14 protein-coding genes are annotated in these 11970 nt (G+C 64.1%); 4 read left to right on the top strand and 10 right to left on the bottom strand.

All coding sequences use genetic code 11. The annotated features are described in order from the left end of the window. The 5 genes from Rhe02_RS48195 to Rhe02_RS48175 form a co-directional block, all read right to left on the bottom strand. The coding region (locus Rhe02_RS48195; RefSeq protein ID WP_239124558.1) for a S8 family serine peptidase at positions 1–1631 on the bottom strand (1631 nt) is incomplete at its 3' end. Between the two features lie 182 nt (positions 1632–1813). Next, a complete protein-coding gene (locus tag Rhe02_RS48190; RefSeq protein ID WP_203915315.1) occupies positions 1814–2290 on the bottom strand; it encodes an SRPBCC family protein in 477 nt (158 codons plus the stop codon). A gap of 31 nt (positions 2291–2321) precedes the next feature. Next, a complete protein-coding gene (locus tag Rhe02_RS48185) occupies positions 2322–3047 on the bottom strand; it encodes an SDR family NAD(P)-dependent oxidoreductase (RefSeq protein ID WP_203915314.1) in 726 nt (241 codons plus the stop codon). A 56-nt stretch (positions 3048–3103) separates the two neighbouring features. Continuing rightward, a complete protein-coding gene (locus Rhe02_RS48180) occupies positions 3104–3433 on the bottom strand; it encodes an ArsR/SmtB family transcription factor (protein WP_203915313.1) in 330 nt (109 codons plus the stop codon). Beyond that, the gene (locus Rhe02_RS48175) at positions 3426–3854 is read right to left on the bottom strand and encodes an SRPBCC domain-containing protein (RefSeq protein ID WP_203915312.1); all 429 of its coding nucleotides are present in this window, start codon (positions 3852–3854) and stop codon (positions 3426–3428) included. Before Rhe02_RS48175 ends, Rhe02_RS48180 begins: the two co-directional genes overlap by 8 nt. A 90-nt stretch (positions 3855–3944) precedes the next feature. Between Rhe02_RS48175 and Rhe02_RS48170 the strand changes: the two genes are divergently transcribed. Next, complete coding sequence (locus Rhe02_RS48170; RefSeq protein WP_203915311.1) at positions 3945–4646, top strand: alpha/beta fold hydrolase; 702 nt, start codon at positions 3945–3947, stop codon at positions 4644–4646. A gap of 86 nt (positions 4647–4732) precedes the next feature. Beyond that, positions 4733–5860 (top strand): glycoside hydrolase family 3 N-terminal domain-containing protein, encoded by a 1128-nt coding sequence (locus Rhe02_RS48165; RefSeq protein ID WP_239124557.1) that lies wholly within the window; start codon positions 4733–4735, stop codon positions 5858–5860. A 295-nt stretch (positions 5861–6155) separates the two neighbouring features. Here Rhe02_RS48165 and Rhe02_RS48160 read toward each other — a convergent pair whose 3' ends face one another. Next, positions 6156–7130, bottom strand: coding sequence for an NAD(P)-dependent alcohol dehydrogenase (locus Rhe02_RS48160; protein ID WP_203915310.1), 975 nt, complete (start codon positions 7128–7130; stop codon positions 6156–6158). A 93-nt stretch (positions 7131–7223) separates the two neighbouring features. Here Rhe02_RS48160 and Rhe02_RS48155 point away from each other — a divergent pair, with 93 nt between their 5' ends. After that, positions 7224–7886, top strand: a complete 663-nt coding sequence (locus Rhe02_RS48155) for a TetR/AcrR family transcriptional regulator C-terminal domain-containing protein (protein WP_203915309.1) — start codon at positions 7224–7226, stop codon at positions 7884–7886. 11 nt (positions 7887–7897) lie between these two features. Here the strand turns inward: Rhe02_RS48155 and Rhe02_RS48150 are convergent, their stop codons facing one another. Continuing rightward, on the bottom strand, positions 7898–8398 hold the full coding sequence (locus tag Rhe02_RS48150; RefSeq protein ID WP_203915308.1) for a tetratricopeptide repeat protein: 501 nt from the start codon (positions 8396–8398) through the stop codon (positions 7898–7900). Between the two features lie 217 nt (positions 8399–8615). Here Rhe02_RS48150 and Rhe02_RS48145 point away from each other — a divergent pair, with 217 nt between their 5' ends. Next, complete coding sequence (locus tag Rhe02_RS48145; RefSeq protein ID WP_203915307.1) at positions 8616–9338, top strand: hypothetical protein; 723 nt, start codon at positions 8616–8618, stop codon at positions 9336–9338. A 6-nt stretch (positions 9339–9344) separates the two neighbouring features. On the opposite strand, the gene Rhe02_RS48140 is transcribed toward Rhe02_RS48145, so the two are convergent. The 3 genes from Rhe02_RS48140 to Rhe02_RS48125 are packed head-to-tail and all read right to left on the bottom strand — an operon-like array spanning position 9345 to position 11830. After that, entirely contained in the window at positions 9345–9659 is a 315-nt protein-coding gene (locus Rhe02_RS48140; RefSeq protein WP_239124556.1) for a hypothetical protein, read from the bottom strand. Then, positions 9575–11104, bottom strand: a complete 1530-nt coding sequence (locus Rhe02_RS50420; RefSeq protein WP_239124555.1) for a toll/interleukin-1 receptor domain-containing protein — start codon at positions 11102–11104, stop codon at positions 9575–9577. Before Rhe02_RS50420 ends, Rhe02_RS48140 begins: the two co-directional genes overlap by 85 nt. Before the next feature lie 39 nt (positions 11105–11143). After that, positions 11144–11830, bottom strand: a complete 687-nt coding sequence (locus Rhe02_RS48125) for an HD domain-containing protein (RefSeq protein ID WP_203915304.1) — start codon at positions 11828–11830, stop codon at positions 11144–11146. Positions 11831–11970 lie beyond the last annotated feature (140 nt).

The following is an 11970-nucleotide window of genomic DNA, read 5'->3' as shown; positions in this document are numbered from 1 at the left end:
TGCAGATCGTTCCAGCCCGACCAGCCGTTGGAGAAATACTTGTAGACGAGCCGGTTGTCGGCCGTCCGCGCGTAAACCTCCGTGGTGCCGTACTTCGGGTTGTAGAGCACGGCCGGATCGCCGGCGAACGCGCCGCCCAGATCCAGCCAGTCCGACCAGCCGTTGGAGTAGTACCGGTAGGCGATGGTGTTGCTCGCCGTGCGGACGTAAACCTCGGTGCTGCCGAACTTCGGGTTGTAAAGCACCGCGGGGTCGCCCACGATGTCGCCGCCGAGGTCGACCCACTCCGACCAGCCACCGGCCCAGTACGAGTAGGTGAGGTGATTCGCCGCAGTGCGCGCATACACCTCAGTCGTGCCGAACCGGGGGTTGTAGAGCCCCACCGTGTTGGAGGCGATGGCCGGCGGCTCCACGTTGCGCACGTAGAGCAGGCGGTTCGGAGTGTTAACTCCGGCATCCGCAACGACGTTAAGCGACGCGCCGTTGACCAACACCGAGTGCACCTGCGCCGGGGTGTAATCCGGATGCAGCTGCAGGATCAGCGCTGCCGCCCCCGCCACGTGCGGGGCCGACATCGATGTGCCGTCCATGAACTCGTACCCGCCGCCGATCGACGTCGAAATGATGTCGACGCCGGGGGCGAACATGTCCACACATGTTCCAGTGTTGGACCAAAAAGCACGACGGTCGTTGACATCCGTCGCCGCCACCGTGATCGCCTCCGGGATGGAGGCGGGCGAGAAGAGACAGGCATCCATAGGATTGCCCATCGCGTCCCCGTTACCCGCGGCGGCCGTGACGGTGACGCCCGCGGCGATGGTCCGCCGCACCGCGTCGTCGACGACCTGGTTCTTCAGACCGGACAGGCTCATGTTGGCCACGGCTGGCCTGACGGCGTTGGCCGTCACCCAGTCCAGACCGGCCACCACGGTCGATATGGTGCCAAACCCTTGACAGTCAAGCACCTTGACGGCAACGAGGTTGACGTCTTTGGCAACCCCGGTCGAGATTCCGTGCCCGCTGATCAGCCCGGCCACGAAGGTGCCGTGGCCGTCACAGTCGGCGGGGACAACACTGGGGTCTACAGCGTTGTAGCCGTAGGAGGCCCTCTGGTAGCCGTCTCCCGACCACGCCGAGTGGAAGATGTTGATACCGGTGTCGATGACGTAGGCGTGCACGTCGGTCGCCAGCCTCGGATACGTGTAGCTTCTGTTCAGAGGTAGCGAGCGCTGATCGAGCCGGTCGTAGTGCCAGGCAGGATTAACAATGGTGTCCGCCACTTTGACGACTAGGTCCTGTTGGACATAGGCGACGGCAGGGTCGGCGGCGAGCCGCTTGGCCTGTTGTTCCGTCATTCCCGTCACGGCGTAACCACGAAGCGCCGCCTTGTAGCGGTGCTTCACCTGGCCACCGAACTTGCCGCTCAGCGCATTGACTGTGGAGTCAACACCTGCCGCATTGTCTTTCAAGACCACGATGTAGTCACCGGCGACCGACTGGGCCGAGCCGGCATTGCGGATCTCGCCCTCGCCCGGAGCTGCAGCCCAGGCCCCACTTTCCGCCGACAGTGCGACAACGGACGCGAGCGCGACCGTTACCGACTTGGCGACCAGTGAGTATTTTCTGGGCAAGCGCCGCCTTTGGGCATCATTAGTCAAATGTCCTCCCGTGGTCCAAACCAAGACGCGCAGCCGTGAAACGACCACGGCTGCGCGCTATTTCGGGAGGAGACTATGGATCGTACGACCACATCGGCAAGTCGTCTTTAAGCTAAACGTTCCAGCCGTTACGGATTGGCACGTAATATACGCGGCTATTTGTACTGAGCTTGCGCCTCAGCATTCCTGGCCTCGTTGTTGCGAGCCCCGCTACCCGTGGTAATCAGGGTCTTCAAGCTTTCGCCGACGTAGCCGCTCCAAGCGTTTGTGCACACATCGAAGCACTCGTATTCGGGCACCAGCCCGACATGGGTGAAACGGATCTGAGTCTGGTCGCCGTGCTTCGAAATCTCGAATACCAGCTTGGTGTCGACCCATTCCGTCTCGTCCTTAGTGAACGAGAAATAGTTGTCAATGCAATGCCAGACAACCTTTTCGTCGGGTACGAATTCCACGATCTTCATGTGGCAGCGATGCACATCCAGGTAGCTGTAGGAGAACTCGGCGTCGAGATGGTCGGTCGGGCCTTCGACGTCCTCCGACCACCACTCGCGCACATTGTTGATGGCCGCGAAGGCGGCTTGCGGTGTCTGGTCGACGACGAAGGTGGTGGTAAAACTCTTGTCACTCATGACTTGTCTACTGCCTTTCGGTTGTGCATTCTCAAGCGGCACTCATTTGGGTGGCAAGTTGCGCGAACTGGATCGCGGCCAGGCTGGCCACGCCATTGCGCCAGCCCTCGGCCATCGGCTCGGAAACCGGATCGGGGAAGATGTCGTCCTCGCCGCTCTCCACGCCGTCGAAGATGGCCCGCGCCACAAGCTCCGGCGAGGCCTTCACGACGTCGAGGCCGGCGCTCATCTCGGTATTCGTCGGTCCGGTTAGGACGGCGTGCACCCGCACCCCGTGCTCGGAACACAACCAGCGCAGCGATTGCGTCATCGACAACGCAGCCGCCTTCGACACGGAGTATCCCGGGACCATCGGAAGGGCGGCGAAACTGGCCAGGGACAGGTTGTTGACGACCGCGCCGTGTGATTTGGCCAGCAACGGCAGGAAAGCCTGGGCCACGTTGAGCGGGCCGTAGAGGTTCACGTCGAGGTGTTGCTGGATGACCGACGGATTGGTGAGATCATCGTCGATCGAGACCCCGGCATTATTGACCAGGATGTCCAAGGAGGGCACCGCCTCGACGGCCCGCTGGATCTGTTCGGCGACGGTCACATCGAGCATGAGCGGGGTGACCCGCTCATCGGCGTGGGCCACGGGTATTCGCATTCCCGCGTAGACCCGCTTGGCACCACGTCTCAGTGCCTCCTGCACCAGGGCTTGGCCGATACCTCGATTGGCGCCTGTAATCAGAATTTCACTGTCGGTAACCTTGATCATTATGACTGTATTTCCTTCTGCGACAAGGGGTTTGATGTCCGCTATTCAGGCAGCGGTCATTGCAGATGTGTGCGCAGGGCGGTCAGAGGCCCGTCCCAGTCGCGGGCCAGAGCGGCGAGAAACTGCTGCGCGACCCGCATCGGGCCGGACTGCAGCCGATACCGGACCCGGCGCCGCTCGCCGGGCTCCGCGGCCACCAGGCCCGCATCGGCCAACAGCGCCAGGTGTTTGGCGATGCCCTGCCGGGTGATGGGCAGGGTGGTCGCGAGGTCTGTCGCGGTGGCCGGCCCGTTCGTGGCGAGCGCAGCAAGAATGGCCCGCCGGTTCGGATCGGCCAGCGCCGCGAACACGGCCTCCGCGACAGCCTCTGACGCTTCCTCAGGCACGGAGATAGGCAACCAATTCGTCGAGCTCGCTGGCCCAGCCTCCGGTGTTGCCTTCGTAGGCGTGGCTGTGCTCGGCGGGCTCAAGCTGGGCGAAGCCACTTTCCACGACGGTCACCGTAGTGCCATCGCTGTGCTCTGCCAACGTGAACTCCACGTAGGTGCGGCGCAGGTCGCCATCAGGCAAGCCATTGATGCCCCACGTATAGCCGAAGACCGTCTTCGGCTCGATCCGTTCGATGCGCAGCTGGGCGGCATCGCCGCTGGTCCAGGTCAGCTTCGCGGTGCCGCCGACCCTCAGGTCGATCTCCGCGCTGTTGCCGAACCAGGTGCCTAAACCTTCGGCCGTCGTGATGGCCTCCCACACCCGATCCAGCGGCCGATCTATGTGCACCGTGCGCTCAATGCGATCCGGAAATCCCATCGAAGCACCTCCTCATGTAGCAACCGTTCAGTTGCTATTACCGTATAGCAACCACATGGTTGCGTCAACCCGCCGCTATGGTGACTGGTCATGCAGGTTCTGCTCGTGCACAGCCCGCTGCTCACCAGGTCGAGCTGGGGCGGCGTGCCGGCGCGCCTTGCCGATCTCGGGTACTCCGTTGCGGTACCGGATCTGCGCCCGGCCCTGGGCTCGGGGCCGCCGTTCTACGAGCACCTGTTCCGGGCGATCGCCGAGCCGGCCCACGCGGACGAGGAGGTGACCGTGGTCGGGCACAGCAGGGCGGGGCCGTTGCTTCCCGGTGCGGTGGCCAACATCGGGGCGACCAGCGTGCGGGCGATCTTCCTCGATGCCCGGCTCCCCCATGGCGGGCGCACCTGGCTGGACACCATGACGGCCGATCAGCGCGCCACCCTGCTCTCGTCGATCGACAACGGCCTCCTTCTTCCGTGGGACCGCTGGTTCCCCTCCGCCGCGCTCGCCGAGCTGCTGCCCGATAACGTTATGCGGCAACGGTTTCGTGAGGAGCTAACCGGCTTGCCAGCCACGCTGCTCGACGAGCCGATGCCACAAACGCCTTGGGACGATCGAGTCGGCAAGGCCTACGTGCAGTTGAGCCCCGCTTACGCGGCAGTCGCCGACCAGGCCCAGGCCGCTGGCTGGCCGGTGGCCCGGTATTCGATGGACCATCTGGCACCGCTGACCCGCCCCCGGGAAGTGGCCGACGCCATCGCGGGCAGCATCGCGGCGAACACTGTCAATGCGCACACCTGACCAGGCTCGGCCGCGTAGCGTACAAGATGATGACTGGGCTTAAAGTCACGCGTCGCGGGCTGCTTACGGGGATAGGTTCAGCCGCAGTGGCTGCCGGGCTGAACGCTTGTGGCGCCGCGAAAACGCCGACCCCGGAGGTGGTAACGGGGTCCACCGGCGCGACGGGCGCGTCGCCCACGATGGACGAGGCGGCGCTGCGCAAGAAGATCGCCAGGATGCTGATCGTGGGTTTCCGCGGCGATCGGGTCGGGCCCAACGACTGGATCGTCAAGGCGATCAGCGAGCAGGGCCTGGGCGGCGTCATCCTGTTCGACCGTGATCTGTTGACCGGCGAGAGCCGGAACATCAACTCCCCGCCACAGGTCACCGCATTGATCAAATCCCTGGCCGAAGCGGCGCCGGGGAAGCTGATCGTCTCCATCGATCAGGAGGGCGGCAAAATCGCGAGGCTCGGGCCCTCCAACGGATTCCCGGCCACCCGGTCGCAGGAGGAGATCGGCGCGATCAACTCCCCGGCGGTCACCCGTGGCTGGGCCGAGGGCATGGCTCAGACACTGGTGCAGATCGGCGTGAACTTCAACTTCACCCCCGTGGTCGACCTCGCGGTCAACCCGACCAACCCGGCGATCGCCTTGCTCGACAGGGCTTTCTCCGCCGATCCGGCGGTCGTGGTCTCCTGCGCGACCGACACCATCGACGCCTACCGCCGAGCCGGGGTAAGAACGTCTATCAAGCATTTTCCCGGGCTGGGCAGCGCCAACGGCAACACCGACTTCGAAGCCGTCGACGTGACCGACACCTGGACCCGGGCCGAGATCGAGCCGTTCCAGAAGCTGATCCAAGCCGGCACCGTGGACACGGTCATGGTCACCCACTTTCTCAACAAGCATCTCGACCCGGATCGGCCGGTGTCGCTGTCCCATGCGGTGGTCACCGACCTGCTGCGCGGTGAGCTGGGCTGGCAAGGCGTCGTCGTCACCGACGACATGCAGGCCGAGGCGATCACGAGCCGCTACGGCCGCGACGAAGCCACCCAATACGCGCTGCAGGCCGGAGTCGACCAGCTGGTCTTCTGCAACCAGGCGGTCTACGACACCGCAATCGTTGAGCAGACGGTCGACAAGGTTCTGTCGATGGTGAAGGCCAATCAGATCACCGTGGCACAGATCGATCGGTCTGTTGCCCGCATCGACGCGCTGTGGCCGCCCCGGTAGCCGTTGCCGCCCAAGGCATCATTGACATCGGCCGCTACGGTGAACCACGTGTGGGGTCGTAAACCGGTTGGCCGGCGACAGCAGCTCACCAAGCGAGGACGGAAAGGGCAAGGGGTCGTCGTGCGGACCTGGCGCCGTAGCCAGCTAATCGATGGCAATTGGTTTACTCGCGCTTACGCGGAAGTCGCCTACGAAACGCAATGGGGCCAGCGCACGGCCACCATCAGAGGTGTGTACCAAGAGGGAGACGTGGTGCGGTTGCTCTATGACCAGGAAGGGGCAATGCAAGCCCCGGTCACACCGTGATGACGACCTTGGCCCGCGCGTGGTCCATCTCCAGGTACCTGATGGCTTCCGCGCCCTCGCTCAGCGAGTAGCTGCGGTCAATGGCCGGGGTGAGCTTTCCTGACTCGGCAAGCTTGCTGAGCGTGGCGAGGTTCTCCCGGCCGGGCAGGGCCGAGAAGGTGACCAGGCGTTGCCCGACGAAGCTGGAAAGCAGGCGCCCCTTGATGAACAGCCCCATGGGCCCGAGCAGGCTGCCGCCTTCGGAGACACCGCCGCCGGACAGGACGAGGATGCCCGTCGGCGTCAGCACACGCCGCAAGTCACGCAAGGAGCGGTTGCCGACCAGGTCCAAAATCACGTCGTAGGGCTGTGTGCCAAGGGAGAAGTCTTCCTTGGTGTAGTCGATGACCTCGTCCGCCCCGATCGAGCGGACCAGCTCCACATTCCTTGCGCTGCACACGCCGGTCACGTGGGCGCCGAAAATCTTGCCGAGCTGCACGGCGAAGGTGCCGACGCCGCCCGACGCGCCGTTGACCAGAACACGCTGGCCCGGCTGCACCCGGGCCACGTCGCGCAGGCCCATGAGCGCGGTGTTGGCCGCCAGTGGGATAGCGGCCGCCTGCTCGAAGCTGAGGTTGGCCGGTTTGGTGGCAATGACGCTCTCCGGCACGGTGATGTACTCCGCGAACGCCTTCGGGGCCTCCCCGAACACCTCGTCACCCGGGCGGAAGCCGCGCACGCCCGAACCGACCGCCTCCACCCGGCCCGCGAAGTCGGTGCCCTGGATGTTCACCTTCGGGGCCCGCCATCCCATGGCCATGCGGGCCAGGTAGGGGTCGCCGCGCAGGAAGTGCCAGTCGCGGGCGTTGACCGAGGCCGCGTGCACCCGCACCAGCACCTCGTGCTCGGCGGGCACCGGCTTGTCGACCTCCTTGAACTCCAGGACGTCGGACGACCCGTACCGGTCTTGGACAATTGCCTTCATCAGAACCTCCATGATCGAGGTGTACTGTGTACACCACTATAAGACCACGTTAGGTGTACGCCGTACACCTGTCAAGGGAAGCGGGATGATCGGATGGCGCGGCCCCCTCTGAGCAAGGAACGCGTGCTGCGCGCCGCCGTCGCCCTGGCCGACGACATCGGCATCGAAGCGCTGAGCATGCGCAAGCTCGCCCAGGAGCTCGGCGTCGTGCCCATGGCGCTCTACAAGCACGTGACCAACAAGGATGAGCTGCTCGACGGCATGGTCGACGTCATCATGGCGCAGATCGATCCCCCGGCGGTTGGCACAGACTGGAAGAGCGCGGTCCGGCAGCGGATTCTCTCAGCACGGCAAGCACTCCTGCGCCACCGCTGGGCGTCCCAGGTCATCGAGTCGCGAGCAGCCCCCACACCGGCCGTCATGGACTATCTGGACTCGATGATCGGCTTGTTCCGGACCGGCGGCCTGTCCGTCGACCTCACCCACCACGTCATGCACGCCATGGGAAGCCGGATCCTCGGGTTCTCCCAGGAGCTGTTCGACGACAGTGGGCCGGCGAACCCCGAGGAACAGGCGGCCGCCATGAGCGCTATGGCGCAGCGATATCCGTACATCACAGAAATGGCCATCGCCGCTTCCCACACCGACGAATCGGTGGTGGGCTCGGGCTGCGACGACCAGTTCGAATTCGAGTTCGCGCTCGATATCCTGTTGGACGGAATCGCCCGCCTCCACCGCGCAGCCATGGCCGGATAAGGGATTCGCTGCTATACGAGTGAGGAAGCGGGTTCTCCTTGTTCGTTGAGGCCGAAGCAGCGCAACCGTTCGGCGTTGGCCCTATCCCCGGCTCTTTGCCGCAGCCGGGCAAGATCGTAAAGCCCACTTGCTGATCCGCGGTTGACCGCCTCCAGGATCAGGACTTTGGCTGCGGCGTGATCGCCAGCCCGTTCGCAGTTACGGGCCAACGCGCGCAACGACATGTTGTCACCGCGGTCGGCGGCCTGACGGTAGAGATCGATCGCACTGTCCAGATCTCCCGCCTGGGCACGCAGCTCGGCAAGATATCGCAGCGGTGTCGGCACCCCGCGGCGCACGGCGGTCTGCGCCAATGCTTCGGCAGTCGCACGATCACCAGCTCGTTCGCTCATCCGGGCCAATACGCAAAGCGCGACATTGTCGCCGCGGTCGGCGGCCTGACGGTACAAATCAATCGCACTTTCCTTGTCTCCAGCATGTTCACGTATCCGTCCAAGGCTGCGCAGCCCCACTAAATCGCCGTGGTCGGCTGCTCGGAGAGCCCATCCAAGAGCCCCCACCGAATCACCGGCACCTTCGCACAGCCAGACGGTTGGGGCGCCTGTCAGCGCTGGGAATGATGGATCTCATCGGGGGCCTAGCGATCGCGGGCGCCCTCCGCCCAAACAGCGTGCATGCTCGGAGATACTCACTCGACGTCGAAACGAACGGGTGCCAGAGTGACGGCTTATGGCACCGGACCTCACCACCTGGGCTCAGGTCGACCCGGCGCGATACCCGTTCGACCCGGCAGACATCACGGCAGTGGTGCGCGCAGTGGCGCCCGCGCCCGAGTCAGCCGGGGAGTCGCAGACTCTGGCGTGGGTCGACGCCGTCAGCTTGGCCCTGGCCCAGCGATACGGGCCGTGGGCCTACCACTGGTATTGGACACCTGGCGAGCACGAGAGGTGGGGCTGGATCGGCGAGCGCATCCCCGTACCGGCTGAGGCACCGGCATTTGTCGCCGAGTCGCTTCAGGCCTGGCGGCGTTTTCTGGAGAGCCTTGCCGAGCAGTTCAACCGATTCCTGCGATCGCTCCCCCTCAAGCTGGACGAGCTCCTCCCTGCCTGGGAAGCTGCCATCGCCCAGGTGATGACGACCGTCATCGCCCACATCGTGGATGCCGACAGCTGGCAGGGGTGGTGCCGCCGCGCACTTCGATGGCTGCTCACCGCGGCCGGCGTGCCCGCCGAACATGCGCAAGCGCTGGTTGACGTGGCACTCGGCAAACGCTTCGACCACTGGGTGCCGGTGACCGCCACCATCATCGGCGAGGTGGCCGAACGCCTCGCCCGCGACCTGCTCGACCCGACCGGGATCATGCTGGTCGCCCGCATCGACAACTGGCCGGACACCTGGCCACAGCGCTGGCCGTCATGGCGGGCCACCAACACCGGCTGGGTGAGCGGCTGAAAGCGGTCACGCCGGTGGGTGTGCGCTGAGCCAGGCTGACGCGCGGCGTGCCGATGCGCGGGAAAGCCACGCGTCCTGGATCACCTCGGCCAGCTCCTTACGGGTCAGCTCGCCGAGCCGGCCGGCCCGCAGCAACACCGACGGATGGCCGTCAAAGTGCGCGGTGGTGAAGAACGGTGACGCCTCATCCTGGACCAGCGCCTGCTTATCGGCTTCGGACGCCACCCAGAAGACGATCACATCTTGGTAGCGCTGCCCGGTCGCCGGGTCGACCGCGTCCGGGCGCGGGTTGCGGAAGAAGATGAACGACTTCCCGCCCACCTGGTAGACCGGATTTTCCCCAGTCCCGTACTCGACGGTGACATGCGGCATTTCCAAAGCCATATCGTGTACGTCTTCGACCCTCGCCGGCCGGCTCCCCTTATCGGACACATCTCCCACCGTAGCCGGGCCCTGCCGTCGTCGTTCACTATGGTCGCGTGACTGCGCTGCCGAGAACCTTTCGCTTGACTATTTCGGCGAATTCGATGGGCGAAACGGTGTCCGCAGAAAGGTACCCGATGGTGGGGTTGAGGCCCGGCACGTCCACCAGCTCCAAGCAGGTTGTGCCGGAAGTCGGTGTCGAAGAAGACCCTCAGGCCGCCGGCCACGAGATGATTTCGGATCTGTTCCGCCACCTGCCGATCCGGGCCGCCGAATGAGATCACCACATCGAATCTCTTCCGGTCCTTCATGTTTCTGATGAGCCCTTGGTACTCATTGACCTCCAGCCCGCCGGCGCAGATGTCCTGCGCCAGCAAATGCACGTTGAGCAGCGCAAGTGAAGAGGCCCAGGAGCGGGCTGTTCGCTCGGCGCGGGACGGTCCGCACCATCCACCCTCGGCCGAATCGAATGCTTGCAGCAGGCGGGCGGACAGGTGAAGATTGTGGCTGGATTGAATGCCGCCCCAATGCCGAGTGCAGGCGTAGAGGATGGCGGCCCACGTCACCGAATGCCAGCGTGGCTGAAGCTCGTTCGAAATGTGCATGTCGCCGAGGCGCAGATCACCGTGTTCGTCAACGAGTTCCGAGATCAGTTCAGCCCGGCGCTGGCGATAGCGCGCCAAAGTTTTCTCGTTGATGCCCGCGAGGGCGGCCACGCGGTCCAACGCCGACATGGCCAAAACCGCGTTTATGTCAGGCGTCGCTGTCGAGGCCGCCACATCGAGGAAATAGGCGGCGGTCTGCGAGAGCGGCTCACGTACCGTTTCGGCGTAGGACGACCGCTGGCGGATGAGCCGTTCGAATAACAGCGCCGGATAGAACGCCAACGATGGGTCGACAAAGTCGCCGTGGCGAAGCGACCACGAACCGTCGACACGATTCTGCAAGGTGAGGAGCCGGAATAGGGCTGCAGCGTATTTTGGCGACTCGATGTCGTGGCTGCTATGTCCCTTAGCGACTCCGTATAAAACTTGCGACAACGACCAGCTGGTGGTGCCGTCACCCGGATCCTCATCGTGGCCGCGCAAATGCCCGTCGTCGCCGATTAACGCATAACCTAGCGCCTGCGTATGCTCCCTCAAATGGTCAGGCACGTGTGGCAGGGACGCCACGCCGTTGAGCACAGCGCCCGCTGAGGCCGAAGAATGTTGCTTCCGGCCGAACTGACCGGCCTCAAATCGACCGTCGTCGAGCAAACACTTGTGCAACACCGACACACACAAATCGCGGAACGAGCTGACGTCGAGCAGTTGTGACGCCACATCATGGACCGTCCAATGCACCGGACCTCCCTGTGTGGATGGCGGCCGCCGACCCGTGGGCTACGCCAGCGCTTCCCATTCCTCGTAGAACTTGCGCAGGTACTCCTCCATGAATGCATGACGGCCCTGCGCTATCTCCTTGGCAGATCGCGTATTCAGGCGGTCTTTTAGCAGGAGAAGTTTCTCGTAAAAATGATTAACGCTCGTCCCTTGATGGTGGAGATACTGTTGCGTGCTGGTGTGGTGAACCGTCGCGGTCGCTGGATCGTGTATAGGCCTGTCTTTCGCGCCGCCATAGGCGAAACAGCGAGCCACCCCGATGGCGCCCAATGCGTCGAGCCTGTCGGCGTCCTGCACGCAACGACCTTCAAGGGTGAGTGGCTTTGTCGGCGTGCCAGCTCCTTTGAACGAGATTCCGGCTATATTGTTCGCAACCAGCTCCGCCAGATCGGTATCGGCACCCTTTTCCAGCAGCCAGCGATGCGCCTCCCGAGAACCCGCCATCTCATCGCCGGTGAACTTGAAGTCCTTGATGTCGTGCAGCGCAGCGATCAGCTCCACGGTCTCGAGATCTGCCTGCTCGTCTTTCGCCAAGCGCTGGGCCATCCGGTAAACCCGCAGCACGTGATACGGGTCGTGCCCGGTGACATCACCTTCTAGTTCTTGAAACGCATAATCCAACGCTGCCTGGACCAGCGGCGTCGAGGCGTGAACTTGGGAGAGTTGATCCACGCTGGCATTTGTCATGCCCACAGAGTACTGGTATCACACTAAGTCAACCCAGCACCTCGGCACGTGGATGTGCCAGCCGGTTCTCCTTTCGCCGCACGAATTTTGCCAACGGCCGCAGCACCTCCCGTCATGATCGCCTTGTGGCGCCTAAAAAT

Origin of the sequence: Rhizocola hellebori (genome assembly GCF_016862955.1) — a bacterium.
Classification (GTDB): domain Bacteria; phylum Actinomycetota; class Actinomycetes; order Mycobacteriales; family Micromonosporaceae; genus Rhizocola; species Rhizocola hellebori.
This window is presented reverse-complemented; position numbering and strand designations above follow the sequence as displayed.

Coding starts and splice junctions, on each gene's coding strand:
- Rhe02_RS48190 (WP_203915315.1), bottom strand. CDS start 2,290: ATGAGTGACAAGAGTTTTACCACCACCTTCGTCGTCGACCAGACACCG.
- Rhe02_RS48185 (WP_203915314.1), bottom strand. CDS start 3,047: ATGATCAAGGTTACCGACAGTGAAATTCTGATTACAGGCGCCAATCGA.
- Rhe02_RS48175 (WP_203915312.1), bottom strand. CDS start 3,854: ATGGGATTTCCGGATCGCATTGAGCGCACGGTGCACATAGATCGGCCG.
- Rhe02_RS48170 (WP_203915311.1), top strand. CDS start 3,945: ATGCAGGTTCTGCTCGTGCACAGCCCGCTGCTCACCAGGTCGAGCTGG.
- Rhe02_RS48160 (WP_203915310.1), bottom strand. CDS start 7,130: ATGAAGGCAATTGTCCAAGACCGGTACGGGTCGTCCGACGTCCTGGAG.
- Rhe02_RS48155 (WP_203915309.1), top strand. CDS start 7,224: ATGGCGCGGCCCCCTCTGAGCAAGGAACGCGTGCTGCGCGCCGCCGTC.
- Rhe02_RS48145 (WP_203915307.1), top strand. CDS start 8,616: ATGGCACCGGACCTCACCACCTGGGCTCAGGTCGACCCGGCGCGATAC.
- Rhe02_RS48125 (WP_203915304.1), bottom strand. CDS start 11,830: ATGACAAATGCCAGCGTGGATCAACTCTCCCAAGTTCACGCCTCGACG.